This is a genomic window from Mesorhizobium sp. WSM4850 (genome assembly GCF_055811735.1).
Genome location: NZ_JBVVPV010000045.1, coordinates 20,763 through 43,358, shown reverse-complemented (window position 1 = coordinate 43,358; position 22,596 = coordinate 20,763). Strand labels below are relative to the sequence as shown.

Below are 22,596 nucleotides of genomic sequence, written 5' to 3'. Positions count from 1 at the left end.
ATGCTTTACATGCGATAGGCGATGGTGTCGTTCCAGAAGCGGTCGAGGCGCTGCAAGGCGCGGTTCATCTGCTTGAATTCTTCCGTGTTGATGCCGCCGACCTGCTCGATCGAGCCGACATGGCGCTCGTAGAGGCCGGCGACGACTTCCGCCACCTCACTGCCCTTCGGCGTCAGCGAGACCCGCACCGAACGGCGGTCGATGCGCGAGCGCTGGTGGTTGATGAAGCCGAGATCGACCAGCTTCTTCAGATTGTAGGAGACGTTCGAGCCGAGATAATAGCCGCGCGAGCGCAGCTCGCCGGCGGTCAGCTCCGAATTGCCGATGTTGAAGAGCAGCAGCGCCTGGATGGCGTTGATATCGGAACGGCCGTTGCGGTCGAACTCGTCCTTGATGACGTCAAGCAGGCGGCGGTGCAGCCGTTCCACCAGCTGCAGCGATTCCATGTACAGCGAACGGATCGCCTCGCGGCGGTCATCGGATACGTTGGCGGTCTTCGCCGCCGGACGGGAATTGATCATTGTCTTTGCCTCTCGTTTGTCGCCTGGTGATTTTTTGTTTTTCACCTTGATCGCGACACTATCGAATACTCATAAAATTCGACTTAAACGCTAGGGCTAACAAGAGCTTACCGGTAATAGGTTTCGAAAGAGGCTTAACGAAGGGTCACCCCAACAAGGATGATTAACCTAAAGATTTAGCCAATGATTGCGGACGGTAATTTGCCCCGTCCAACCGCAGGCGTGGGCTATTCTTGTAGAGCATCGGTCCGATGCTCTATTGCCGGCTCCGGCGCTTCTGCATCCAGATCACCACGCGAAAGACGATGTAGAGCAGCGCCACCGCCGCATGCGAGGCGAGGATCAGCGGCCGGTGACCGAAGAGTTCGGGAAAGCCGGCATGCATGACGGTCTCGGTCGCCGCGCAGATGAACCAGATCACCGGCCCCCAGGAGGCCAGCATCCACAGACCGGCGGCGGCGAAGGGAAAGAAGACGGCGAGCGTCACCGCCGCCACCTGCCAATGCACCGGCATCAGGTCGAAGCGCCACAACGAGCCGGGATAGAAGCCGATCAGCCGGATCCAGTACAAAATCCCGAACAACAGACAGTAGGCTGAGATGACGCGCTGAAACCAGGCGAAGATGACCTCGACCGTCGAGGGCTGGAGCACGACGCGTCTCGACGTGACCTCGCTCACAGCTTGAGTTCCCGTTCGCCGAGCGGAGCGAAATAGGCATCGACGTCGGCAGCACTGACGTCGTCGATGCCTGGCGGCCGCCATTGCGGCGACGAGCCCTTGTCGATGATGGCGGCGCGGATGCCTTCGTAGAAATCGTGGCCGGCAAGCATGCGGTTGAGGATGCGGAACTCCATCCGCATGCACTCGTCCATCGACAGCGTCAGCCCGGCGCTGATCTCGCGCCAGGCAACATGCAGGCTGGTCGGCGAGCGGGTGCGGATCGTCGCCAGCGTCTTTGCCGCGAACGCGTCTGCGGGTGCGGCGCGCTCCAGGCTGCCGATGATGTCGCTCAGCGACGGCTGCGCGAAATGGCGGGCGATGGCTTCCAGTGTCGGCCTGTCCGTTTCGCGCCGGGCCGGGACGGAAAAGCCGCGCAGCGCCGCTTCAGGGTCGCCTGTCGCAACCAGCCGGTCGAGAAAGCCGGCCTGGTCCTGCGCCTTGATCGTGTTCGTCGCCAGGCCCGACCACAAAGCGTCGCCATAGCGGATGCGGATTCCGGTCAGGGCCAGATACATGCCGAAGCTGCCACCGAGGCTCGGCAACAGATGACTGGCGCCGACATCCGGGAAAAAGCCGATGCCGACTTCCGGCATGGCGAACTGGGCGTTCTCGGTCAGCAGCCGATGCGAGCCGTGGAACGAGGTGCCGACGCCGCCGCCCATGACGATGCCGTCGATCAGCGCGACATAGGGTTTTTCGAACCGCGCGATGCGGGCGTTCAGCCGGTATTCGTCGGCGAAGTAATCGACCGGCGGCTTTCCCACCCGGCCGGCCTCGTAGATGTGGAGGATGTCGCCGCCGGCCGAAAACGCCCTGCCCTCGGCCTTGACGACGACAACATCGACGCCGTCGTCGCGCTCCCAGGCGCGCAGCGCCTTGTCGAGCGCCTTGACCATGCGATGGGTGACGGCATTGAGCGCCTGCGGCCGCGTCAGCGTGACGACGCCGACGCTGCCCAGTCGTTCGAAGCGGATCTCGTTGCCGCCGCCAAAATCCATCGCCTAAAGAATCCCTCGCCCAATGCCGCCGGGACTGATGTGCTAAAGCGTGGCGCATGGCTGCGTCAATGCCAAGCCGCAATCCTGTCCGGCAACAACGGTCAGGAACTCGTATACCGGTATCCAGCTTGTGCCTGGCACTATCGTGCCGCATTGGTCAGCGGCGGAGGCTCGTGTTAAAAGCCGCCAATCCGGAGTTTGGCGATGAACAGATTCACCCCAGCAAAGCCTGCCGGCGCGCGCAGCGTCGACGAGATCACCGGCAGTCGCCGTTTGCGCCGCATGCGCAAGGCCGACTGGTCGCGCCGCCTCGTGCAGGAGAACCGGCTCTGCGTCGACGATCTGATCTGGCCGATCTTCGTCGTCGATGGGAACAATATCCGCGAACCGATCGCCGCCATGCCTGGTGTCTTCCGCCTGTCGCTCGACCTTGCCGTCAAGGAGGCCGAGCGCGCGGCAAAGCTCGGCATTCCGGCGATCGCCACCTTCCCCAATGTCGAGCTCGGCCTGCGCGACCAGACCGGCTCGCACATCCTCGATCCGGAAAACGTCATCAACCGCGCCACGCGCGCCATCAAGCGCGCAGTGCCCGAGATCGGCATCATCACCGATGCGGCGCTCGATCCCTTCACCTCGCACGGCCATGACGGCATCCTGCGCGACGGCATCATCGTCAACGACCAGACCGTGGAGCAGGTCACGGCGGCTGCCGTCATCCAGGCTTCGGCCGGCGCCGACATCATTGCCCCTTCCGACATGATGGATGGCCGTATCGGCGCCATCCGCGATGGGCTCGACGCCAATGGTTTTCAGGATGTGGCGATCATGTCCTACGCGACGAAATTCGCCTCCGCCTTCTACGGGCCCTATCGCGAGGCGGTCGGCACTGCCGGCCTGCTCAAGGGCGACAAGAAGACCTACTATCTCGACCACGCCAATTCCGACGAGGCCGTGCGCGAGGCCGAGCAGGACCTCGCCGAGGGCGCCGACATGCTGATGGTCAAGCCCGGCCTGCCCTATCTCGACATCATCCGCAGGCTGAAGGACGAATTCCGCATGCCGACCTTCGCCTATCAGGTGTCGGGCGAGTATTCGATGATCAAGGCGGCCGCCGCCAATGGCTGGATCGACGGCGACAAGGCAATGCTGGAATCGCTGCTCGCCTTCAAGCGCGCCGGCTGCGACGGCATTCTCACCTATTTCGCGCCTGAAGTGGCGGCGATGCTTAAGGGGTAGGCACTCGCATCGTTTTGGAATTTTGCTGCAATCCGATAGAATCGGCTCATGAGCAGGAACGAGGTCCTCGAACGGTTGCAGAGAAACGCAGATGCCATCAAAGGCATGGGCGCGACTTCGCTGTATCTGTTCGGGTCGGCAGCGCGGGACGATGCGCAGCGGGACAGCGATCTTGATCTGTTCATCGACTATGATCCGGCGCGGCGCTTTTCTCTGATCGACATGGTCGGGATCAAGCAATTTCTGGAAGAGAAGATGTCAACGGAAATCGACATCACCACGCGTGACAGCCTTCATCCTATGTTGAAGGCCGAGATCGAACAATCGGCCGTGCGCGTATTCTGATGGCAGTCCGCCGGATCGAGCCTATCCTAGCCGAGATGATCATAGCGGCGCTCCGCTCCGCCTAGCTGTCGAGCGCATACTCGAGGCGTCGCGGCGCATGTAGCTGCTGTTGCAACCACCCCTCTTTGCGGTGACCCTGATGCGAGCCAAACGAGCCGCTTATGCTCCGCGGCGAAATACCGCTTGTAAAATGCAATCAGTCTGGCTAAAAACAACTGCTTGCATTTCACAACTGGATTAGAGGGAGGTCCTCATGTCAAAGCTTCGCGTCAACGCTTTCACCGTATCTATCGACGGCTTCGGCGCCGGTCTCGACCAGGACCTGAAAGAACCGCTGGGCGTCGGCGGGGAAGCCCTGCACACATGGATGTTCGGGACCAGAACCTTCCGCAACATGTCCGGCGAAGATGACGGGACCACGGATACCGACGGCGCGTTCGTAACGCGCAGCTTCGAAAACATCGGCGGGTGGATCATGGGCCGCAACATGTTCGGACCGATCCGCGGCGCTTGGCCCGATGATACCTGGAAGGGCTGGTGGGGAGACAATCCGCCCTACCATGTGCCGGTCTTCGTGCTCACCCACCATCCGCGGGATCCTATCGTCATGGAGGGCGGCACGACTTTCCATTTCGTGACCGACGGCATTCACTCGGCGCTGGAAAAGGCAAAAGCCGCGGCTGACGGCAAGGATGTCCGGCTCGGCGGCGGCGTCGCCACGATCCGGCAATATCTGAGGGAAAAGCTCATCGACGACATGCATCTGGCGATATCGCCGATGCTGCTCGGCTCAGGCGAAAACCTTTTTGCCGGCATCGATATGGTCAAACTCGGCTACCGCTGCAGCGAGCAGGTGGGCACGCCGAATGCCATGCATGTCACCATCGAGCGCGATTAGGACGTTTCGTCTGCTCTGTTGGCGAAAGCCTCGGTGCAGGCCCCTTTCTCCCCGTCACCATACGGGGAGAAATGCCCGGCAGGGCAATGAGCGGCGGCGCAATCGATGAAAGGTTAAGCTGCTGGACAATACGCCCTCTCGCAATATGCATCAGAATAATTTTTGTCCCCATGCAGTGACATTGGGGGGTAAATTGTCGAGGTTGGCGCAGCCCCTCATCCGCCTGCCGGCACCTTCTCCCCGTATAGTGACGGGGAGAAGGGTGCCATGAATCAATACTTCTCCGGAACATACAGCTCGCGCGGCAGCACCTGGCGCTCGTATTCTGGATTGAAGACGCGATCGGGCAGCGTGATCTCTTCGTGCGGCACTTCCTCATAAGGCATCTGCTTGAGGAGATGATCGATGCAGTTCAGCCGCGCCCGCTTCTTGTCGTTGCCCTCGACGATGAACCAGGGGGCTTCGGGAATGTTGGTGCGGGCGAAGGTCTCTTCCTTGGCCTTGGTATACTGTTCCCAGCGCACGCGCGACTGCAGGTCCATCGGCGACAGCTTCCACTGCTTCATCGGATCATGGATGCGCATCTGGAAACGCATCTGCTGCTCCTCGTCGGTGATGGAGAACCAGTATTTGACCAGGGTGATGCCGGAGCGGACCAGCATGCGCTCGAACTCCGGCACGTCGCGAAAAAACTCCTCGACCTGGTCCGGCTCGGCGAAGCCCATCACACGTTCGACGCCGGAGCGGTTATACCAGGAGCGGTCGAACAGCACGATCTCGCCGCCTGCCGGCAGATGCGGCACGTAGCGCTGAAAATACCATTGCGATTTCTCGCGCTCGGTCGGCGCCGGAAGTGCGACGACGCGGCAGATGCGCGGATTGAGCCGCTGGGTGATGCGCTTGATGACGCCCCCCTTGCCGGCCGAATCGCGGCCCTCGAAAACCACCACCAGCTTCTTCCTGGTGTAAGCCACCCAGGACTGCAGCTTGATCAATTCGGATTGCAGCGTGATCAGGTCGCGAAAATATTGCAGGCGATCCATCGAGGGCGGATGCGCGTTCTTGTAGATCTTGGCGATTTCCAGCGACAGCGCCGGTTCCGACATCTCCAGTTCGTAGTCCTCGTCGAGCGTGTCGGCGAGTTCCGCTTCCAGCCAGTCCCTGGCGGGAGAATCCTGTTTTGCTTCGGTCATTTATGCTGCTCCGCGTGCACGCCCGCGTCGGCCTCGGCCTGCGGGCCGAGATCGGACACCTTGAGCCGACTTCCATATAGGCCGGCAATGACGGTTTTATTGCAGCCGGCCCGCACGCCGGTCCCCAACTCCGCGAGATGTGATCGATCAGCCTGCCTGGCACGCACGACAAGCGGCTCGAATTGTCCTACAAATGCCAGGTTTCCCCGAGCAACCTTCAAAGCACCCTTTTCAACGCAATCGCGAGGATCTGACATGGAATACCGCACACTCGGCCGTTCCGGGCTGAAGGTTTCGACGCTGACCATGGGCACCATGACTTTTGGCGGCGCTGGCGCATTTTCGGCGGTCGGCAAGACCGATCTCGACGAGGCACGCCGGATGATCGACCTCTGCATCGATGCCGGCATCAATCTCATCGACACCGCCAATGTTTATTCGAACGGGCTTTCGGAAGAGATCATCGGCGAAGCGCTCGGCGGCAAACGCAAGGGCGATGTGCTGATCGCCTCCAAGGCGCGCATGCGGATCGGCGGCGGTCCCAACGATGAGGGCCTGTCGCGCTATCATCTGATCCGCGAGTGCGAGAAGAGCCTGAAGCGCCTCAGGACCGACGTCATCGACATCTATTTCCTGCACGAATGGGACGGCACGACGCCGCTCGAAGAGACCATCGCCGCGCTCGACACGCTCGTCAGCCAGGGCAAGATCCGCTATGTCGGCTGCTCCAACTATTCCGGCTGGCAAGTGATGAAGGCGCTGGGGATCAGCGACCGCCAGCACCAGCCGCGCTTCGTCACCCAGCAGATCCACTACACGCTGGAAGCGCGCGAAGCCGAATATGAACTGCTGCCGATCTCGGTCGACCAGGGGCTTGGCGTGCTGGTATGGAGCCCGCTCGCCGGTGGACTGCTGTCCGGCAAATACCACCGCGACCAGGCCACCGCCCGCCAGATCAGCGGCTGGACCGAACCGCCGATCCGCGACGAGGACCGGCTGTGGCGGATCGTCGACGTGCTTGTCCATATCGGCGAGAACCATGGCGTTTCGGCGGCGCAGGTGGCGCTTGCCTGGCTGCTCGGCCGGCCCGCGGTCAGTTCGCTGGTGATCGGCGGACGGACCGAAGCGCAGTTCAAGGACAATATCGCCGCAGCCAGCCTGGTGCTGACCAGCGATGAGCGCGCACGCCTCGACGCTGTGAGCCGCCCGCCCGTTCTCTACCCCTATTGGCACCAGCAATTCACGGCAAGAGACCGGTTTGGTCCGGCCGATCTGGTTCTTGACCGGGAGGACATCTGACAACGATCCGGATCAGGTCGAAGTCGCCGCGGGCTTAGCCTGAAATAAAACGCCAGACCTCGGGATCAGGCTCGATCTGGCCGCTGAGCACGAAATATTTGTAGAGCACGAGCAAGCAGATCGCCTGCTCGGCCCGCTCGTCGGCGAACTTGCGGCAATAGGCGTTGGCGGCGGCAACGATGCGTTCGGCCTCAGTCGGATGCCGTTCGAGATATTGCACCCGCTCGGCAAGATCCGTGAAATCGGGTTCGAGCGGCACATAGTGAACACCAGCCACGAGTTCGCTTTCGGCGAACCATGTCTCATATGTCGGCGGTGGCATCAGGCAAAGCGAATTCGAACTCATGACCCATTTCAAGTTGGTCGCCACATCGTTGCCTTCGAGCGAAATGATGTAGCGACAGCGCCGCTGCTGGTCGATGCTCAGATAAGGCTTGCGATATTCCGGCGCTGCCGTCGGTTTGGGCGTTCCGACATCGCAAAAGGGCAGATCGCGCGCAACCTCCAGAAGCAAGGTCCTTATCGGGTTGTTGAGCTCGCCGCGCCACACTGCAACCGGAAGCTTGTCCGCGAAGGCTACATCATCGGCGGGCATGTGGAAGTGGCGGAACTTGTTGAGCTTGAACAGGACCCCGTTGCTGTTGTCGCCGGCGATCGGCCGATCCTTGACGATCGACGGCATCGCAGGCACGTCGGCGACGTCGCCGAATTCGAGGTCGATCCGCAAATCGGGATCGAAGTAGCGGGTAAATTCCTTCAGATCGTAGTAATACATGCTCCGGCCTCTCGGTAGCCGGCTGAGCGGCACGGCCCCGCCGCTCGGCGCGAAAGCGTCCTGCAATTAGTAGTTGAGACGCGCGCGGACCGATCCGTCCGAAAGCCTGGCCTGATCGAGCAGCCCGGCGAGCCTGCGGCGGAACAGCGCCTGCGGTGCGATATCGCGCACGGCATTGCGCGCATAGTAGAATAGCTTCTGTGCGTTTCTTTGAAGGGTGGCCATCGGTCACTTGGTGAAAAGTCGGCTTGTGATTTGCCCCCCGGTGCCTCCTACACCATTGTGCCGGCTTGCAAGCCACGGAACCGTGTTCAGCCGGCCTGCCGGCTGTCTATGGAGCCGATCGCTCTTTGTGGTGTTGTGTTTGGAGCCCAATGCTCCTAGGCAGGGCTAATAACCCTTTGGATTGCGAAAGGAAGAGATATGGCGCGAGCACCGAATTACGGCCAGGAACGCAAGGAACGCGACCGGCAGAAGGCTGCCAAGAAGGCGGAAAAGCAAGCGGCCAAGGTTGCAGCCAAGGAACGTTCGAAGCCGGAAGACGAGACCACGTCCGAGACCGAAACGGAAACCGCAGAGTAAACTGCAGGGCAATCGCTTCATAGTGACGGCGAGAAGGGACCTGGCCGCAACCTTGGCGCGCTTTCCGCAACGCTGGAGATTGGCGAAATCATTGATGCAGGCCGCTTTCTCCCGTCCGGTGAGAAATGCCCGGCCCATCCTCCGCAGCTGCTGCGGAGGACGGGCAGGGCAATGAGGGGCACTGCAAACCTGAAGCGATTGCCCCTTAGTAAAAGCGCACCCGGCCCGCGAGGCTGATCAGATTTCGCTGCGTCTTCAGACCGGCGCCTTGTCGCTGACGAAAACGTTCACTTCGCGGGCGGCGGCGATGAAGGCACGCCTTGCGATCATTGCCGGTTTGTCGCCGGCCAGCGCATCATGGCAGGCCTGCAGCGCTTCGCGGTGCTTTGGACTGCGCTTGCGGGGCCAGTTGTTGAGGAGGTAGTCGGAAGCCTCGCGGGCCGTGCGCAAGAGCTGAGTGGTTCCCGCCGCGCCCTTGACGGTCACGGGTGTTTCAAATCGGTTGTTTTCCATCGCCGCTCTTACGCCATCGCCGCTCGCGAAGCGAGCGCGAAAGTGGTTGCCACCGCAATCACGCCGCGACGCTGGCTAATCCCCTGGCAGGCAGGCCGCGCCAGTTCTTGTGCAATGATGCCGTCGAGAGGCTGCCGGACAGGACAGACATGCCGCAAGACTCCACCCCTGCCACCCAAGGCGCCCACAATATCCATTGGCGCCGCAATCTCGCCGTGTGCTTTGCCGGCTCGTTCAGCACGCTTGTCGCCATGACCTTGCTGTTGCCCTTCCTGCCGCTTTACGTAGAGCAGCTGGGCGCCGAGGGCCACGCGGCTGTTGTGCAGTGGTCCGGCATCGCCTATGGCGCGACCTTCTTCGCCGCCGCGCTGGTCGCGCCGCTGTGGGGACGGCTTGGCGACCGCTACGGCCGCAAGCTGATGCTGGTGCGCGCCAGTTTCGGCATGGCCGTCTGCATGTCCCTGACCGGCATGGTCGAGACCGTCTGGCAATTGGTGCTGCTACGCCTGCTGATCGGTTTCGCCGGTGGCTATTCCTCGGGCTCGACCATTCTCGTCGCCATGCAGACGCCGAAGGAGCGGTCGGGCTGGGCGCTCGGCGTGCTGTCGGCCGGCATCACCGGCGGCGCTCTCGTCGGTCCCTTGCTCGGCGGCGCGCTGCCGCCCTTGATCGGCATCCGCGCCACCTTCCTGCTCGCCGGCGGCGTCATTTTCCTGGCGTTCCTGGCAACGACTTTTCTCATCAAGGAGAACCCTCGCCCGGAAACCGACAAATCGGCATCGACTGACAAGCCAAAAGGCGGCTGGTCGCAAATCCCGGACAAGCGCCCCGTCGTCGCCATGCTGGTGACCGGCACGCTGCTGAGTTTCGCCACCATGTCGATCGAGCCGATCATCGCGGTCTATGTGCAACAGATCATCGAGGACCAAAGCCGCGTCACGCTGATGTCCGGCGTGGTCATGTCGGCGGCGGCACTTGGCGCCATCCTGTCGGCCTCGCGTCTCGGCAAGCTCGCCGACCGCGTTGGCCACTGGAACGTCATCATTGCGGCGCTTGCCGTCTCGGGGCTGCTGCTGATCCCGCAGGCTTTCGTCACCCAGGGCTGGCAGCTCGTCGGCCTGCGTTTCCTGATGGGACTGGCGCTTGGCGGCCTCTTGCCATGCATCACCAGTGTCATCCGCCACAATGTTCCGGACGGCGTCGGCGGCAATGTGCTCGGTCTGTCGATCTCGGCCCAATATGTCGGACAGGTCGCCGGCCCGCTGCTCGGCGGCTTCGTCGGCGGTCATTTCGGCATGCGCACGGTGTTTCTCGGCACATCCGTGCTGATGGCGGGCGGAGCGGCGTATAACTGGCTGGTCCAGTCGCGCCGCGCACGCGACATGCTGGTGCAGGCGGGCAAATCCTGACACCGTTTGCGGGCCACTTCACGGAGTCCAAGCCATGAGCACAGCCGACCACCCAGCAAGCGGCATCGGCCGCATCCTTGTTTTCGCCGGCGGCCTGTGCGGCGCGGCCGGTGTGGCGCTTTCTGCCGCGGCGGCACATCTGGGCGGCGCTTTCGTCGGCACGGTCGCGACCTTCCTGCTCATGCATGCACCGGTCTTCCTTGCCGTCGGCCTCGTTGGCGCAAACCGGATCATGCGAACCGCAAGCCTTATTCTTCTCGTCGGGCTTGTCTTGTTCTGCGGCGATCTCCTTGCCCGCGACTTCCTCGGCTCGCGGCTTTTTTCGATGTCGGCGCCGATCGGCGGCACCTTGCTCATCGCCGGCTGGCTGGCCGTTGCGGCCTCGGCGCTGAGGCGCCCGCGCTCCTGAGGCGGCCGGATTCGGCTTCCGCCAAACGACGGTCAGTCAGACGATGGCCACTCTTGCCGGCGCTCGGGCCGGACCGGCAGGTCGCGATTGCGTGCCGCCGGCTTGGCCAGGCGCCGCCGCTCCCGGCCTGTCGATGGCCGGCGAGATGCCCCAATAGTTGCGATAGATCTCTTCGAACAGATGGTTGATCGGGTGCATGGCTTGGTTTCCTCTTCGACTTGAGGTTTGAATCGATCCAATCGACAGGCATGAAAAAAGCGCTGCCGATCAGCTCCGCTTGCGCTCCACGAGAAATTGCAGATCGCGGATCCAGCCGGCGCTGCCTCGACGCGTCCGGGTCTCCGGCTTCGAAATTATGCTCCAGTCGTTGCGATAGATGTCTTCGAACAGATAATTGACGGGGTGCATGGCTCGCTCCTTGCTGAATCGATCCAATGACGATACTTAATTGGATCGATTCAAAAGTGGGCTTGAACCGCGATGATGTCAAGCAAAATTTGAATCGATCCAACAAAGGTGCTAGATAGCAGGCTGGAGCAGAAAAATGGCATCATCCAGCGAAAGCAATACTAGACCCATCCGGCTGGCCGACATCGCCAAGGCCGCCGGGGTTTCGCACGGCACCGCCTCCAACGTGTTCAGCCGTCCCGAGATCGTGCGCGAGGAAGTCCGCGAACGGGTCAAGGCGGCGGCCGAGGCGATGGGCTATGCCGGTCCCGACCCGAAGGGTCGGCTGCTGCGCGCCGGCAAGGTCAACGCGATCGGCGTTGCCACGACCGAGCCGCTGTCCTATTTCTTCGACGATCCCTTTGCCCGCGCGATGATGGCCGGCATTTCCGAGGCCTGTGACGCCACCGGCGCGGGAATAGCGCTGGTATCGGCCGGCAACCAGGAAAAACTTGCCTGGAACATCCAGAGCGCGCTCGTCGACGGCTTCATCCTGTTCTGCATCGAGGGCGGTTCACGGCTTGTCGAACTGACGCGCGAACGCAAACTCCCCTTTGTCGCGCTTGAGCTCGGCTTCGACGACGACACCGTTTCGGCAATCGGCGTCGACAATGTCGCCGGCGCCCGCCTGGCGGCGCAGCATCTCGCCGAGCTTGGCCATCGGCGCTTTGCCGTGCTGGCGCTGCCCTTCGCCGACGGCAGCACCGGCCTTGTCTCGCCGGAGAAGGTCCGGACGGCCCTTTACACCGGCACGCGCGATCGCCTCGTCGGCTATTTCGAGGCGTTTTCCCGGTATGGCGTCGATACCGCCGGGATACCGGTATACGAGACCGAAAACGACGAAGCCAGCACAAGGGCCGGCCTCGAAACGATCTTCGCCTCGGCAGCGCAGCCGACCGCCATCCTGGCGATGTCGGACCGGATCGCCATGGTCGCGATCGAATGGTTGGCCGCGCGTGGCATTGCGGTTCCCGGCGACGTCTCCGTCGTCGGCTTCGACGGCGTGCCTGACGCCGCACTTTGCGATCCTCCGCTGACCACGGTCGCGCAGCCAATCGCCGAGATCGGCCGCCGGGCGGCGCGAACGATCCTCGATTTCGACGGCACGGTGCGGCGCGAGACGCTTGGCGTCGAGCTTGTCGTCAGGGCATCTTCGGGACCGCCGCCCAAGGCAGCCTGAGCCTGGCGTCTACCTATTAACGCCTGCCGCCATGCCGCCCACGCCGAAGGACGCATGGATCGGCGGCGCCTGGCTGGCGACCGGCTTGCTGTTGCCGCCAATAGAAGACAGCCATTCGAGATAATAGGCGAGCGCGAACTGCATGGCGATGCCGGCGGCGATCAGCAGACTGTCATAGGCAAATCCGCCCGGGTTGATCAGTTTCATCACCTGCGCCGCCATGGCAATCACCGTGCCGGTGATGAAAACCGGCAGCGATCGCTTGCCCAATATGGCGATCGGATGGTCGCGGCTGGTGCGGAACAGGTTGGAGACAGAAGGAAACGCCACGATCAGATAGCTCACCGCCAGGATGTGCAGCAGCCTCGGCAGCGACAGGAAGGTCTTGTCGAAGCCGGCCAGCACCACCGGCAGGTTCAGCCACGACACGTGCCCCCATAGCGGGCTGTATACCCAGACCAACGCCGTCGCGACATAGGCCGCCGACGCGCCGACCAGCCAGCGATTGACCGGAATGACGCCGCCGCGCCTGATGTGCAGCATGCTCGCCAAGCCGATGTTGAAGAGGAACTGCCACGACAGCGGATTGAGGAACCAGAAGCCGGGCTCAGGGTAATTCGGCGGGGCGATCTGGTAGATCCCGGCAACCAGCCACAGAGTTCCGGACAGGGTGAGCGCCGTGAAAGGCCGGTAGCTGATGAACAGCAGCAAGGTTGGCGCCATCAGCAGCAGCACCGCATAGACCGGCAGGATATTGTTGTAGCCAAGCTGATGGCCAAGCGTGACGATGCCGATCAGCACATGTTGCGGGTCCCTGATCAATGGTTCGATGTTGATCAGCGTCAGCATGTCCGGCCGCTTCGCGAACATCGCCGCCGCGCAGAAGATGGCCAGCACCGCCATCGTCGTGACGATGTGGGCAACATAGAGCACTCCGGCGCGGCGCCACAATTTCAGTGTCGCCAGGAGCCGGTCTCCGGACTGGATTTTTGCGCCGTAGGCGAGCGCGACGGACATGCCGGAGATCAGCACGAAGGCCTCGGCGGCATCCGAAAAGCCGAAATTCTTGTAGGTCAGGGTTTCGAAAACCGTGCCCGGGACATGGTCGACGAATATGATCAGCAGAGCGAGAGCGCGGAACACATCAATGCGCGTATCGCGTTCCGCGGCACGCTTGCCGTGCTCCGGGATACGCGTGCCGCGATCCGGTGAAATTGGCATGGTCATTGATAAAAGGCCTCAAAGCTGGTTGTTCATGCCGCGATCGATGCGACCGCCGGACGCACCGCTTCGATTCCTCCCGCAGGAGCATATCGGCAAACAAACGGACTGAAATGCGCCCGGTTCAATCAACTTTGAAGGAGCCCGAAAATATTCCGTTTTGAAGCCGGCAAATGAATGAAAACCACACGAAATCAAAAGGATGCAATATGGCCGAAAAACCTCCAGAAGACGGCTTTTTGCGGCGCGACCTGCCGTTTTTCTACCGCCTTTACCGGCCCGTGGATGCGAGCGGCGAATGCCTTTTCCTGCTGCACGGGTCCGGCGTCGACGAGACGACGCTGGTGGCGCTGGCGCGGCAAATCGCACCGCGCGCCGTGCTGGTGGCCGTGCGCGGCCGTATCGCCCAGGAGGACGGTTTCCGCTGGTTCGCGCGGATCACGCCGACGCGCTTCGAACAGGAGAGCATCCGCACCGAGGCGGACGCTTTCGCCGGCTTCATCACCACGGCCGCGAAGCGCCACGGTCTCGATCTCGCCCGGACGAGTTTCCTCGGCTATTCAAACGGCGCCAATCTGGTTTCGAGCGTGATGCTGCTGCATTCCGGCCGCATCGAACGGGCAGCGTTGCTGCGCCCGATGCCGGTGCTCGACGACGTGCCCCCGGCCGATCTGTCCAAAGCGCGCGTGCTGATCATCGCCGGCGCAGATGACCTGACCTACGCGCCCTTCGCCCCGGCGTTGGTCGCATTGCTCGAATCGCATGGCGCCGCGGTCGAGGCCCACACCATCGCCTCCGGCCATGAAATCGGCGACCGGGATGCTGAAATCGTCAGGCAGTGGCTGGCGGGCCCGGCAGCCGCCATCGCGCTGGCGAATTGATGAGCCCGTCGCCCTATCCCCGCCCCATCCGGTTCCAGGCATCCAGCCCGGCGATCTTGTAGGCTTCGGCCAGCGTCGGATAGTTGAAGGTGTTGTTTACGAAAAAATCGACGGTGCCACCGAGATTGATCACCGCCTGGCCGATGTGGATCAGTTCGGTTGCGCCCTCGCCGACGATATGCGCGCCGAGCAGCCGGCGCGTTTCGATCGAGAACAGAAGCTTCAGGAAGCCGGTGTTGACGCCCATAATATGGCCGCGCGACGTTTCGCGGAAGCGCGCCACGCCGACCTCATAGGCGCCGCCGCCCTCGCGCACCTGCTCCTCGGACTGGCCGACGGTCGAGATTTCCGGCACGGCGTAGATGCCGTAGGGAAAGGTTTCCGGCGGCGGTGGCAACGGCACGCCGAAGGCATGGCAGGCGGCCACCCTGCCCTGCTCCATCGAGGTCGAGGCGAGGCTCGGAAAGCCGATGACGTCACCGGCGGCATAGATGTTCGGCGCACTGGTCCGGAAGCTCTGCGGGTCGACCTTGATGCGGCCCCGGGAGTCGGCCTCGATGCCGACCACATCGAGGCCGAGCGCGCCGACATTGCCGGTGCGCCCCGCCGCATAAAGCACCATCTCCGAGCGTATGCTGCGGCCGTCGGCAAGCGTCACCTCGGCATAGTCTGGTTTCGAGGCGATCTCCTTGATCGCACTGCCGAGCCGGATCGTCATGCCGCGGTCGCGCATCTGATGGATGAAATCGTCGACGATCTCACGGTCGACGAAATCGAGGATGCTGTCGCGCGGCTCGACCAGCGTCACCGGCACGTCGAGCGCCGAAAAGATCGTCGCGTATTCGACGCCGATGACGCCGGCGCCGATCACCGTCAGCGTCCGCGGCAGGCGCTCGAGTTCCAGCATTTCGTCGCTGTCGAAGACACGGATCTTGTCGAAGGGCACGTCGCGCGGCCGGTGCGGGCGGGTGCCGACCGCGATCAGCGCATGCGCAAAACCGACCTCGCTGTAGTCGCCGGTATCCGTCGTCAGGCTGGCTCTGTTGGGACCGAGAAACTTGACTGTGGCGCGCGCGCTCTTGACCGTGTTGCGCATGAACTGGTGCTGCAGCACCTCGACCTCGTGATCGAGCGTTTTGTGCAGGCGTTCGATCAGATCACCGACCGATATATCCTGCTTGACCCGGTAGCCGCGCCCGTAGAAGCCGCGCTCGCGCCAGCCCGAGAGGTTGAGCACGGTTTCCCGCAAGGTCTTCGACGGAATGGTGCCGGTATGCACGGACACGCCGCCAAGGCGCCGGCCCCTGTCGGCCACCAGCACGGATTTGCCGAGCTTGGCCGACTGCACCGCGGCGCGGCGCCCTGAGGGCCCGCTGCCGATGACCAGCATGTCGTAGTCCATATTGGCCCTGTCCCTCGCCCCTTGGGCGCATTTGCCGTATTTGTTGCGCTGCAGCAAACTAACGTCATCCGTGCTGCAAATTCAACCGATCCAGTCTACATTCGGCGTTGCCTCCGGTAGCAGGGCCGAAAAAAGGCTCGATCTTGATTCCGCCGCAGGACTTCACCATTTCAACACCAGGCGGCCCGCACCCTATGCCGGGCCTGATTGCGAGGAAATGACATGAACGCGCGCGTTCTCGACGGCGAAATCAGCAGGCTCGATGATGTCAGGGCCTATGATGGCGTGCGCACGCGGCGTGTCCTCGCCTTCATCATCGATTATTGCATCGTCGCGCTGCTCACCATTCCGTTCGCGATCCTGGTGTTCTTCCTCGGGATTTTGACGCTTGGCCTTGGCTGGATGCTGTTTTCCATCCTCGTGCCGGCCGTCGCCATCCTTTACATCTGGAACACGCTCGGCAGCGCCGACCAGGCCACGACGGGCATGAAGATGATGGGGATCCGGCTCGACCGTCTGGACGGCACCCGCATCGACGGGCTGACGGCGGTGGTGCATTCGGTTCTGTTCTGGGCCGGCAACGTCATCCTGACGCCGCTGGTCCTTCTGGTGTCGCTGTTTGCCGACCGCAAGCGCACGCTGCACGACCTGCTGCTCGGCACGGTGGTCAGCCGCAGTGACCGCTGAAACAGCTTTTCACCAGCCCCAGCGAGCATTTATGTGCAAAGTGAAGGCGTCCGGTAGCCACGCTTTCACAATCCTGTTGAATTTTTCGCCGTGCGCGCCAAAGGTATGATGATTCGCAGGAGTGTTTCCAAGGGTCGATGACGCAGCATCCAACCCAGTCGCCGCAGTTCTTCCTGACCGCGCCGTCGCCATGCCCGTATCTTGAGGGCCAGTTCGAGCGCAAGGTGTTCACGCATCTGGTCGGCGACAAGGCATCGGAGATGAACGACCTGTTGACGCAAGGCGGCTTCCGGCGATCGCAGAACATCGCTTACCGGCCGGCCTGCGAGACCTGCCGCGCCTGCGTTTCGGTGCGCATCCTGGCGCAGGAATTCACTGCCAGCCGCAATATGAAGCGGGTGATACAGCACAATTCAGACCTCATCGGCGCGATGCACGACGCGCAACCGTCGACCGAGCAGTATTCGCTTTTCCGCAGCTATCTCGATGCCCGCCATCGCCGCGGCGGCATGTCCGACATGACGGTGCTCGACTACGCCATGATGGTCGAGGACACGCATGTCGACACCAAGGTCATCGAATACCGGCGCCGCGGCCCCGACAGCTTTATTACCGGCAAGGGCCAGGGCGAGCTGATCGCAGTCGCCCTCACCGACAAGATGGCCGATGGCCTGTCGATGGTCTATTCCTACTTCAACCCGGACTTCGAGGACCGCTCGCTCGGCACCTTCATGATCCTCGACCACATCGCTCGCGCCAGGGCGATGGGCTTGCCCCATGTCTATCTTGGCTACTGGGTCAACGGCTCGCGCAAGATGAACTATAAGATGCGCTTCATGCCGCAGGAGCATCTCGGCCCGAAAGGCTGGGAACGCTACGACCACGAAGCGGTTTCGCGCTGATCCGCTCTTTCGCCAACCATCCTTAAACTGCTTCAAGGGAGGATGCTTCTGGTTTTCGGCTGCGTGGCTGAAACGCCAGACGCTGGGCCAATTTTGCGCCTGCCTCCAAATTCATTGCGGGAACTGCCATGTCGTCCCACAACGATCATCAAAAAGGCCTTCTCATCACCGCCATCGGCGGGCTGACGCTGACCATCGACATTCCATTGATCCGGCTCGCCGACGGCGGCGCATGGACGATCCTCCTGCTGCGCACCGGCACCACCCTGGTCGCGGCGCTGATCATCTGGGCCGTGTGGCGCTCGCTGAGCCGTAACGCGCCGCAGCTCATCCCCGGCTGGTCAGGGCTCGTCGTCGCCCTGTGCTACGGCCTGACCTCGGTTACCTTCGTCATCAGTATCTATCACACCACGACCGCCAATCTGGTCTTCATCCTGGCCTTCAACGCCGTGTTCGCGGCGCTGCTGTCCTGGCTGTTCCTGAAGGAGCAGCCGCGACTGGTCACCGTGATGGCGATGCTGGTCATGATCGTCGGCGTCGCGATCATCGTCGGCGATTCGATCGGCACCGGCCACCTGTTCGGTGATCTCATGGCGTTGTGCTCGGCTTTCTTCATTGCGCTGGCCATCACCATCTCGCGCGCCAGCGGCAAGGACATGGGGTTCACTTCGCTGATCGGCGTGATCCTGCCCCTGGCCGTCGCGGTGTTCATGGTTTCGGGCGAAGGGTTCCAGGTGAACGCGCCGTGGTGGATCATCTTCAACGGCGCCGTCATCATGCCGATCTCGTTCTTCTGCCTCGCCAACGGACCGAAATATATTTCGGGACCGGAAGTGGCGATGTTCTATCTGCTCGAAACCGTGCTGGCGCCGGTCTGGATGTGGATGATCTTTGCCGAGATGCCGTCGCGCAACAGCCTGATCGGCGGTGCGATCCTGATCGTCACGCTGGTCGCCCATTCGCTATGGCAGCTGCGTGAGGGGCGAAAACGCCGCGCCAGCCTTGCAGTCCGTCACCCGGCCTGAGACTTCTTCTCGGCAACGATTTCGATTTGCGGCGGCGCCCCTTCGAGTTCCGCCGGCGCTGCGGGGGCAAGCTCGTCGGCCAATTCCACCTCGCGCAGCCATTCGCGCCAGATCGCGACCAGCAACGCCATCAGCACCGGACCGATGAACAGGCCAAGAAAGCCCATCGTCTTGACGCCGCCGACCAGGCCGAAAAAGGTCGGCAGGAACGGCAGCTTTATCGGGCCGCCGACCAGCTTCGGCCGCAATGTCTTGTCGACGATGAACAGTTCGACGCTTCCCCAGATGAACAGCGCCAAACCGGCCATCGGCGAGCCGCTGGCGGCGAGATAGATCGAAACAAGCGTGAAGGACAGCGGTGCGCCGCCGGGGATCAGCGCCATGATGCCGGTCAGGGCGCCGAGCGTCACCGGCGACGGCACGCCGGCCAGCCAGTAGGCCACGCCCAGCACCACCCCCTCGCCGATGGCGATAATGGTCATGCCGGTCACCGTCGAGGAAATCGTCGCCGGCACGACGCGTGAAATCCGCTCCCACCTGGTCGGCAGGATGCGTTCGCCGAGACGGTCGACCTGCCCGGCGAAATGCTCGCCGTCGCGATAGGCAAAGAACAGCGCGATCATCATGAACAGCAGCGCCAGCAGAAGGCCGAAGGCGCTGCCGCCGGCGGCCAGCACGCCGCGGTAGATGCTGCCGATGTTGGCGCCGCTGATCAGCTGGATCAGCTCGCCGATGCCGCCGGGATGGCCGAGATTGCGCGTCCACTGCTCGTTCAGCCAGTCGCCGACCACCGGCAGCGTGGCGATCCAGTGCGGCGTCACCGCACCATGGCGGTTGGTCTCGATCGCCCAGCCAACCCATTCGCGGACTTCGTTGCTGGCGTAGGCGCCGGCGAGCGCGATCGGCACCACCAGGAAGGCGAGGATGAACAGGATCGCCAATGTCGCGGCGACCGTGCGGTTGCCGCCGACGGCAGCAAGCAACCGCCGATAGAGCGGCCAGCTGGCAAAGGCGATGACCAGAGCAGCCAGCACCGGGACCAGGAAACCATGAAAGAAATAGACCCCGGCGGCAACGATCAGCACCAGCAGCCACCGCGCCGCGGACAGCGGCGGAATGACTGCGGATCTGACCGGCGTCGACAGGCCGAACAGGCGTTGCTGCCCTTCCGGTTTCCGAACCCTGGCTTCTTTCAAATGCCCATTTCTCCCAAACGCGTGTGTCCGCGCCTAATGTAGCGATGCTTATGCACCGACATAGTGCAGCAATCGTGACGACATTCCAAATGTTTGGATGGAGCTGCTAATCTCCTCCCTTGAGGGGGAGATGGCCGGCAGGCCAGAGGGGGTCGGAACGTTCAGACGCGACCCTAATAGAGGAGGCTGGAGCTTCACGCGCGACGACCCACTCTGTCGCCTTCGGCGACATCTCCCCCTCTAGGGGGGAGATTAGCAACTACCCGAATTTCCCCGTCCTCGGGAATCCCTTCGGCACCATGCGTCCAGCCGAGGCTCGGGCGCCGATCCATTCGACCAGCTCTTCACGTGATTTGGTGAAGGTGCGGTCGGCAGAATCCTGCCAGGAGAGACCGCTTGCGAGCGTGAAGGTCTTGAGGTCGAGGACGCCGCCATCCTTGTATTTCTGCAGGCGAACGCCCTTGCCGCGCCCCATCTCGGGGATTTCGGCGAGCGGGAAGATCAGCATCTTGCGGTTCTCGCCGACGATGGCGAGATGGTCACCGGCGACCGGCATACAGCGTTGGGCCTCGTCGGGCGCCTTGACATTCATCACCTGCTTGCCCTTGCGGGTGTTGGCGACGACTTCCTCTTCCGGCACGATGAAGCCGTTACCGTCGTGCGACACCAACAGCAGCTTGCGCTTGGGATCATGGACAAAGGCGGTGACGATGTCCTGGTCGTTGTCCATGTCGACGATGATGCGGATCGGTTCGCCATGGCCGCGCCCGCCCGGCAGCCGGTCGGCGCCGATCGTGTAGAACTTGCCGCCGGTGGTGAAGACCAGCACTTTGTCGGTGGTCTGGGCGTGGAAGGCGAGCTTGAGGCTGTCGCCCTCCTTGAAGGTCAGCAACGAATGGTCGGTCAGATGACCTTTCATCGCCCTGAGCCAGCCCTTTTCCGAAACGACCACGGTGACCGGCTCGCGCTCGATCATGGCATGGGCAATGTCGGTCAGGTCATGTTCGGGGGCGTCGGCGAACTGGGTGCGGCGCTTGCCGAGCGCGGTTTCCGGTCCGAATTTCTCGCGGATGCTGGAGACCTCCCACTTGATCATCGACCACTGCCGGGCGTCGGACGCGAGCAGCGCCTCGATCTGCTTCTTCTCGGTGGTGAGACCGTCGAATTCCTTGCGGATCTCGAATTCCTCGAGCTTGCGCAGGGCACGCAGCCGCATGTTGAGGATGGCTTCGGCCTGATTGTCGGTGAGCGACCAGCGCGCCATCATCACTTGCTTGGGCTCGTCCTCCTCGCGGATGATCCTGATCACCTCGTCGATGTTGAGATAGGCGATCAGATAGCCGGCGAGGATCTCCAGCCGCCTTTCGATCTCGCCGAGGCGATGCCTGGAGCGGCGGATCAGCACCTCGCGGCGGTGCTCCAGCCATTCCTTGAGCACGCCTTTCAGCGACAGCACGTTGGGTATCTTGCCGCGCGACAGGACGTTCATGTTGAGCGGAAAGCGGCTTTCGAGCTCGGTCAGCTTGAACAGCGATTCCATCAGGATGCCGGGATCGACCGAACGGCTCTTCGGCACCAGCACTACGCGGACGTCTTCGGCGCTCTCGTCGCGGATGTCCTCGAGCAGCGGCAATTTGCGCGCCATCAGCAGCTCGGCGATCTTTTCGATCAGCCGCGCCTTCTGGACTCCATAGGGGATTTCGGTGACGACGATGCTCCAGGTGCCCCTGCCCTGGTCCTCCTGGCTCCATTTCGCCCTGACGCGGAAACCACCGCGACCGGTCTCGTAGGCTTCGAGGATCGAGGCGCGGCTGTCGATGATGATGCCGCCGGTCGGGAAATCCGGGCCTTGGACGAAATCCATCAACGTCGTCACCGGCGCATCGGGTTGCTCGATCAGATGCAGGGCGGCGTCGCAAAGCTCGGCGGCATTGTGCGGCGGGATCGAGGTCGCCATGCCGACGGCAATGCCGGACGAGCCGTTGGCGAGCAGGTTGGGGAAGGCGCCGGGCAGCACGACCGGCTCCTCGTCCTCCTCATTGTAGGTCGGCCGGTAGTCGACCGCATTCTCGGTGATGCCGGACAGCAGCTCGGTCGCCACGTCGGTCATGCGCGCTTCGGTGTAGCGCATGGCGGCAGCGTTATCGCCATCGATATTGCCGAAATTGCCCTGGCCGTCGACCAGGGGATAGCGCATCGAAAAATCCTGCGCCAGCCGCACCAGCGCGTCGTAGATCGACTGGTCGCCATGCGGATGGAACTTGCCCATCACCTCGCCGACGATGCGGGCGCATTTGGCGAAGCCCTGGTCGGGGTTGAGCCTGAGCAACCGCATGGCATGCATGATGCGGCGATGGACCGGCTTCAGCCCGTCGCGCACATCCGGCAGCGCCCGGTGCATGATGGTCGACAGCGCATAGGCGAGATAGCGCTCTTCCAGCGCTTTCTTCAGATCGACCGGCTCGATGTTGTCGCCACCGCCATCGCCAGGCGGCAAAAGCCTTTTTCCCATAGGTTGGGACTAGCCGAGCGGGTGATTCGCGGCAAGAGGCGCCTGAATGGGGCAGCCTCTTGCGCAATACGAACCGGATGCCAGCAACATCACTCGGTTACATCCCGCTTCTATGACAATGGATCGGATTTGCCTTTCGCCGTGGTTTTCCACCATTGTGCGGCGGAACGCCTTTTTCCCGTCCAGTTCGTCACGGAAGGGTGACGGCGCAACAAATTGAAAAATCTTCAGCACACTCTCAGGG

Annotated in this window: 26 protein-coding genes; 12 read left to right on the top strand and 14 right to left on the bottom strand. The window is 62.6% G+C overall.

Translation table 11 applies throughout. The features are described from left to right. Positions 1–5: 5 nt before the first annotated feature. From ldtR to AC0L2Z_RS29220, 3 genes are all read right to left on the bottom strand, one after another. Entirely contained in the window at positions 6–521 is a 516-nt protein-coding gene (gene ldtR, locus AC0L2Z_RS29230) for a transcriptional regulator LdtR (RefSeq protein ID WP_027154640.1), read from the bottom strand. Positions 522–777: 256 nt separating this feature from the next. Further along, positions 778–1,200 (bottom strand): DUF6163 family protein, encoded by a 423-nt coding sequence (locus tag AC0L2Z_RS29225; protein ID WP_128175993.1) that lies wholly within the window; start codon positions 1,198–1,200, stop codon positions 778–780. After that, positions 1,197–2,240 carry an enoyl-CoA hydratase/isomerase family protein gene (locus AC0L2Z_RS29220; protein ID WP_473629980.1) on the bottom strand — a complete coding sequence of 348 codons (1,044 nt, stop codon included), beginning with the start codon at positions 2,238–2,240 and terminating at the stop codon, positions 1,197–1,199. Before AC0L2Z_RS29220 ends, AC0L2Z_RS29225 begins: the two co-directional genes overlap by 4 nt. Before the next feature lie 204 nt (positions 2,241–2,444). On the opposite strand from AC0L2Z_RS29220, the gene hemB reads away from it, so the two are divergent. From hemB to AC0L2Z_RS29205, 3 genes are all read left to right on the top strand, one after another. Continuing rightward, positions 2,445–3,476, top strand: coding sequence for a porphobilinogen synthase (gene hemB / locus AC0L2Z_RS29215; protein ID WP_473481833.1), 1,032 nt, complete (start codon positions 2,445–2,447; stop codon positions 3,474–3,476). Between the two features lie 48 nt (positions 3,477–3,524). Further along, entirely contained in the window at positions 3,525–3,821 is a 297-nt protein-coding gene (locus AC0L2Z_RS29210; RefSeq protein ID WP_473629979.1) for a nucleotidyltransferase family protein, read from the top strand. Positions 3,822–4,074: 253 nt separating this feature from the next. Beyond that, positions 4,075–4,719 (top strand): dihydrofolate reductase family protein, encoded by a 645-nt coding sequence (locus tag AC0L2Z_RS29205; protein WP_473629978.1) that lies wholly within the window; start codon positions 4,075–4,077, stop codon positions 4,717–4,719. 272 nt (positions 4,720–4,991) lie between these two features. On the opposite strand, the gene ppk2 is transcribed toward AC0L2Z_RS29205, so the two are convergent. Beyond that, positions 4,992–5,912: a polyphosphate kinase 2 gene (gene ppk2 / locus AC0L2Z_RS29200; RefSeq protein WP_473629977.1), complete on the bottom strand. Its 921-nt coding sequence runs from the start codon at positions 5,910–5,912 to the stop codon at positions 4,992–4,994. After that, a complete protein-coding gene (locus AC0L2Z_RS29195) occupies positions 5,909–6,169 on the bottom strand; it encodes a hypothetical protein (RefSeq protein WP_473629976.1) in 261 nt (86 codons plus the stop codon). Before AC0L2Z_RS29195 ends, ppk2 begins: the two co-directional genes overlap by 4 nt. On the opposite strand from AC0L2Z_RS29195, the gene AC0L2Z_RS29190 reads away from it, so the two are divergent. Further along, the gene (locus AC0L2Z_RS29190) at positions 6,168–7,211 is read left to right on the top strand and encodes an aldo/keto reductase (RefSeq protein WP_473629975.1); all 1,044 of its coding nucleotides are present in this window, start codon (positions 6,168–6,170) and stop codon (positions 7,209–7,211) included. The two genes, AC0L2Z_RS29195 and AC0L2Z_RS29190, sit on opposite strands and share 2 nt — an antisense overlap. A gap of 34 nt (positions 7,212–7,245) precedes the next feature. Here the strand turns inward: AC0L2Z_RS29190 and AC0L2Z_RS29185 are convergent, their stop codons facing one another. Continuing rightward, positions 7,246–7,986 (bottom strand): glycosyl transferase family 90, encoded by a 741-nt coding sequence (locus AC0L2Z_RS29185; protein ID WP_473629974.1) that lies wholly within the window; start codon positions 7,984–7,986, stop codon positions 7,246–7,248. A gap of 66 nt (positions 7,987–8,052) precedes the next feature. Continuing rightward, positions 8,053–8,211 carry a hypothetical protein gene (locus AC0L2Z_RS29180; RefSeq protein WP_473629973.1) on the bottom strand — a complete coding sequence of 53 codons (159 nt, stop codon included), beginning with the start codon at positions 8,209–8,211 and terminating at the stop codon, positions 8,053–8,055. Positions 8,212–8,409: 198 nt separating this feature from the next. Between AC0L2Z_RS29180 and AC0L2Z_RS29175 the strand changes: the two genes are divergently transcribed. Next, the gene (locus tag AC0L2Z_RS29175) at positions 8,410–8,568 is read left to right on the top strand and encodes a hypothetical protein (RefSeq protein ID WP_023798419.1); all 159 of its coding nucleotides are present in this window, start codon (positions 8,410–8,412) and stop codon (positions 8,566–8,568) included. A 255-nt stretch (positions 8,569–8,823) separates the two neighbouring features. Here the strand turns inward: AC0L2Z_RS29175 and AC0L2Z_RS29170 are convergent, their stop codons facing one another. Beyond that, complete coding sequence (locus AC0L2Z_RS29170) at positions 8,824–9,054, bottom strand: DUF982 domain-containing protein (protein ID WP_473629972.1); 231 nt, start codon at positions 9,052–9,054, stop codon at positions 8,824–8,826. A gap of 176 nt (positions 9,055–9,230) precedes the next feature. Between AC0L2Z_RS29170 and AC0L2Z_RS29165 the strand changes: the two genes are divergently transcribed. Together AC0L2Z_RS29165 and AC0L2Z_RS29160 are read left to right on the top strand one after the other, a co-directional pair. Next, a complete protein-coding gene (locus AC0L2Z_RS29165; protein WP_473629971.1) occupies positions 9,231–10,490 on the top strand; it encodes a multidrug efflux MFS transporter in 1,260 nt (419 codons plus the stop codon). A gap of 34 nt (positions 10,491–10,524) precedes the next feature. Then, positions 10,525–10,899 (top strand): DUF423 domain-containing protein, encoded by a 375-nt coding sequence (locus AC0L2Z_RS29160; RefSeq protein WP_023798422.1) that lies wholly within the window; start codon positions 10,525–10,527, stop codon positions 10,897–10,899. A gap of 36 nt (positions 10,900–10,935) precedes the next feature. On the opposite strand, the gene AC0L2Z_RS29155 is transcribed toward AC0L2Z_RS29160, so the two are convergent. Together AC0L2Z_RS29155 and AC0L2Z_RS29150 are read right to left on the bottom strand one after the other, a co-directional pair. Next, positions 10,936–11,097 (bottom strand): hypothetical protein, encoded by a 162-nt coding sequence (locus AC0L2Z_RS29155; RefSeq protein WP_473629970.1) that lies wholly within the window; start codon positions 11,095–11,097, stop codon positions 10,936–10,938. Positions 11,098–11,166: 69 nt separating this feature from the next. Beyond that, positions 11,167–11,307, bottom strand: a complete 141-nt coding sequence (locus AC0L2Z_RS29150; protein WP_023798424.1) for a hypothetical protein — start codon at positions 11,305–11,307, stop codon at positions 11,167–11,169. Between the two features lie 136 nt (positions 11,308–11,443). Between AC0L2Z_RS29150 and AC0L2Z_RS29145 the strand changes: the two genes are divergently transcribed. Then, positions 11,444–12,526: a LacI family DNA-binding transcriptional regulator gene (locus AC0L2Z_RS29145; RefSeq protein ID WP_023798425.1), complete on the top strand. Its 1,083-nt coding sequence runs from the start codon at positions 11,444–11,446 to the stop codon at positions 12,524–12,526. Between the two features lie 9 nt (positions 12,527–12,535). Here the strand turns inward: AC0L2Z_RS29145 and AC0L2Z_RS29140 are convergent, their stop codons facing one another. After that, entirely contained in the window at positions 12,536–13,753 is a 1,218-nt protein-coding gene (locus tag AC0L2Z_RS29140) for an OpgC family protein (protein ID WP_473629969.1), read from the bottom strand. A 203-nt stretch (positions 13,754–13,956) separates the two neighbouring features. Between AC0L2Z_RS29140 and AC0L2Z_RS29135 the strand changes: the two genes are divergently transcribed. Continuing rightward, entirely contained in the window at positions 13,957–14,628 is a 672-nt protein-coding gene (locus AC0L2Z_RS29135; RefSeq protein WP_473629968.1) for an alpha/beta hydrolase, read from the top strand. A 13-nt stretch (positions 14,629–14,641) separates the two neighbouring features. On the opposite strand, the gene sthA is transcribed toward AC0L2Z_RS29135, so the two are convergent. Continuing rightward, complete coding sequence (sthA, locus tag AC0L2Z_RS29130; protein ID WP_287175670.1) at positions 14,642–16,030, bottom strand: Si-specific NAD(P)(+) transhydrogenase; 1,389 nt, start codon at positions 16,028–16,030, stop codon at positions 14,642–14,644. Between the two features lie 222 nt (positions 16,031–16,252). On the opposite strand from sthA, the gene AC0L2Z_RS29125 reads away from it, so the two are divergent. From AC0L2Z_RS29125 to AC0L2Z_RS29115, 3 genes are all read left to right on the top strand, one after another. Further along, entirely contained in the window at positions 16,253–16,717 is a 465-nt protein-coding gene (locus AC0L2Z_RS29125) for an RDD family protein (RefSeq protein WP_023798430.1), read from the top strand. A 137-nt stretch (positions 16,718–16,854) separates the two neighbouring features. Continuing rightward, a complete protein-coding gene (locus tag AC0L2Z_RS29120; RefSeq protein ID WP_027154654.1) occupies positions 16,855–17,619 on the top strand; it encodes an arginyltransferase in 765 nt (254 codons plus the stop codon). 128 nt (positions 17,620–17,747) lie between these two features. Continuing rightward, complete coding sequence (locus AC0L2Z_RS29115) at positions 17,748–18,644, top strand: DMT family transporter (protein ID WP_128170674.1); 897 nt, start codon at positions 17,748–17,750, stop codon at positions 18,642–18,644. Here AC0L2Z_RS29115 and AC0L2Z_RS29110 read toward each other — a convergent pair. Next, entirely contained in the window at positions 18,632–19,840 is a 1,209-nt protein-coding gene (locus AC0L2Z_RS29110; RefSeq protein WP_023798433.1) for an AI-2E family transporter, read from the bottom strand. The genes AC0L2Z_RS29115 and AC0L2Z_RS29110 overlap by 13 nt on opposite strands. Positions 19,841–20,099: 259 nt before the next feature. Further along, positions 20,100–22,352: a DNA topoisomerase IV subunit A gene (parC, locus tag AC0L2Z_RS29105; RefSeq protein WP_287229646.1), complete on the bottom strand. Its 2,253-nt coding sequence runs from the start codon at positions 22,350–22,352 to the stop codon at positions 20,100–20,102. Positions 22,353–22,596: the final 244 nt, after the last annotated feature.

What these genes read in the sequence shown, in the direction of transcription:
- AC0L2Z_RS29195 (WP_473629976.1), bottom strand. Translation starts at nt 6,169, where the DNA reads ATGTCAGATCCTCGCGATTGCGTTGAAAAGGGTGCTTTGAAGGTTGCT.
- ppk2 (WP_473629977.1), bottom strand. Translation starts at nt 5,912, where the DNA reads ATGACCGAAGCAAAACAGGATTCTCCCGCCAGGGACTGGCTGGAAGCG.
- ldtR (WP_027154640.1), bottom strand. Translation starts at nt 521, where the DNA reads ATGATCAATTCCCGTCCGGCGGCGAAGACCGCCAACGTATCCGATGAC.
- hemB (WP_473481833.1), top strand. Translation starts at nt 2,445, where the DNA reads ATGAACAGATTCACCCCAGCAAAGCCTGCCGGCGCGCGCAGCGTCGAC.
- AC0L2Z_RS29190 (WP_473629975.1), top strand. Translation starts at nt 6,168, where the DNA reads ATGGAATACCGCACACTCGGCCGTTCCGGGCTGAAGGTTTCGACGCTG.
- parC (WP_287229646.1), bottom strand. Translation starts at nt 22,352, where the DNA reads ATGGGAAAAAGGCTTTTGCCGCCTGGCGATGGCGGTGGCGACAACATC.
- AC0L2Z_RS29120 (WP_027154654.1), top strand. Translation starts at nt 16,855, where the DNA reads ATGACGCAGCATCCAACCCAGTCGCCGCAGTTCTTCCTGACCGCGCCG.
- AC0L2Z_RS29115 (WP_128170674.1), top strand. Translation starts at nt 17,748, where the DNA reads ATGTCGTCCCACAACGATCATCAAAAAGGCCTTCTCATCACCGCCATC.
- AC0L2Z_RS29220 (WP_473629980.1), bottom strand. Translation starts at nt 2,240, where the DNA reads ATGGATTTTGGCGGCGGCAACGAGATCCGCTTCGAACGACTGGGCAGC.
- AC0L2Z_RS29155 (WP_473629970.1), bottom strand. Translation starts at nt 11,097, where the DNA reads ATGCACCCGATCAACCATCTGTTCGAAGAGATCTATCGCAACTATTGG.
- AC0L2Z_RS29165 (WP_473629971.1), top strand. Translation starts at nt 9,231, where the DNA reads ATGCCGCAAGACTCCACCCCTGCCACCCAAGGCGCCCACAATATCCAT.
- AC0L2Z_RS29140 (WP_473629969.1), bottom strand. Translation starts at nt 13,753, where the DNA reads ATGACCATGCCAATTTCACCGGATCGCGGCACGCGTATCCCGGAGCAC.
- AC0L2Z_RS29125 (WP_023798430.1), top strand. Translation starts at nt 16,253, where the DNA reads ATGAACGCGCGCGTTCTCGACGGCGAAATCAGCAGGCTCGATGATGTC.
- AC0L2Z_RS29175 (WP_023798419.1), top strand. Translation starts at nt 8,410, where the DNA reads ATGGCGCGAGCACCGAATTACGGCCAGGAACGCAAGGAACGCGACCGG.
- AC0L2Z_RS29185 (WP_473629974.1), bottom strand. Translation starts at nt 7,986, where the DNA reads ATGTATTACTACGATCTGAAGGAATTTACCCGCTACTTCGATCCCGAT.
- AC0L2Z_RS29180 (WP_473629973.1), bottom strand. Translation starts at nt 8,211, where the DNA reads ATGGCCACCCTTCAAAGAAACGCACAGAAGCTATTCTACTATGCGCGC.
- AC0L2Z_RS29205 (WP_473629978.1), top strand. Translation starts at nt 4,075, where the DNA reads ATGTCAAAGCTTCGCGTCAACGCTTTCACCGTATCTATCGACGGCTTC.
- AC0L2Z_RS29150 (WP_023798424.1), bottom strand. Translation starts at nt 11,307, where the DNA reads ATGCACCCCGTCAATTATCTGTTCGAAGACATCTATCGCAACGACTGG.
- AC0L2Z_RS29135 (WP_473629968.1), top strand. Translation starts at nt 13,957, where the DNA reads ATGGCCGAAAAACCTCCAGAAGACGGCTTTTTGCGGCGCGACCTGCCG.
- sthA (WP_287175670.1), bottom strand. Translation starts at nt 16,030, where the DNA reads ATGGACTACGACATGCTGGTCATCGGCAGCGGGCCCTCAGGGCGCCGC.
- AC0L2Z_RS29145 (WP_023798425.1), top strand. Translation starts at nt 11,444, where the DNA reads ATGGCATCATCCAGCGAAAGCAATACTAGACCCATCCGGCTGGCCGAC.
- AC0L2Z_RS29160 (WP_023798422.1), top strand. Translation starts at nt 10,525, where the DNA reads ATGAGCACAGCCGACCACCCAGCAAGCGGCATCGGCCGCATCCTTGTT.
- AC0L2Z_RS29210 (WP_473629979.1), top strand. Translation starts at nt 3,525, where the DNA reads ATGAGCAGGAACGAGGTCCTCGAACGGTTGCAGAGAAACGCAGATGCC.